The sequence below is a fragment of the Halorubrum sp. Atlit-26R genome (assembly GCF_003666015.1).
In the GTDB taxonomy this organism is placed as follows: Archaea; Halobacteriota; Halobacteria; order Halobacteriales; family Haloferacaceae; genus Halorubrum.
In genome coordinates this window covers 1-477 of sequence record NZ_QPLT01000458.1, presented here as the reverse complement: position 1 = coordinate 477, position 477 = coordinate 1, and the positions used below count along the sequence as shown (strand labels likewise).

1 pseudogene is annotated in these 477 nt (G+C 66.0%); it reads left to right on the top strand.

What is annotated here, in order from left to right:
- Nucleotides 1–365: pseudogene (locus DVK07_RS21445) on the top strand (metal-dependent hydrolase); the annotation flags it as partial.
- Between the last annotated feature and the right edge of the window lie 112 nt (nt 366–477).

Genomic DNA, 477 nt, shown 5'->3' with positions numbered 1-477 from the left:
TGGCCGTCGCGCGGCGCTACGGGGCGGCGACGGTCGGCGTCGCGTTCGCACTCGGCTACCTCTCGCACATCCCCGCGGACCTGCTGTTCAACGGCTTTTTCTTCGGCAACTCCGACGTGATTCGGGCGTTCCTCTGGCCGCTGTCCCACGGGAGCGAGTCGTCGATGGGCGGCTTCTTCGCCCAGACGTGGTTCTACCTGCGCCGCTTCGTCGTGTTCCTCCGCCGGCCCGAGGCGTGGGTGCTGGTCGCGTTCGAACTCGCGTTGCTCGGGAGCGCCGTCTGGCTCTGGCTCGGCGACGGCGCGCCCGGCGTGGCGCTTCTCAAGCGCTCCGTGACCGGAATCCGCCGCGGCGTTACGAAGTGACTGCGACCGGAATCCGGGCGGCAATCACTCCATAACAAAGCCCTCACCGAGACTGAATTTCGCTAAGGCAGGCAGACTCCCCGCCGACATGATATGAGATTCCAGATTTTCC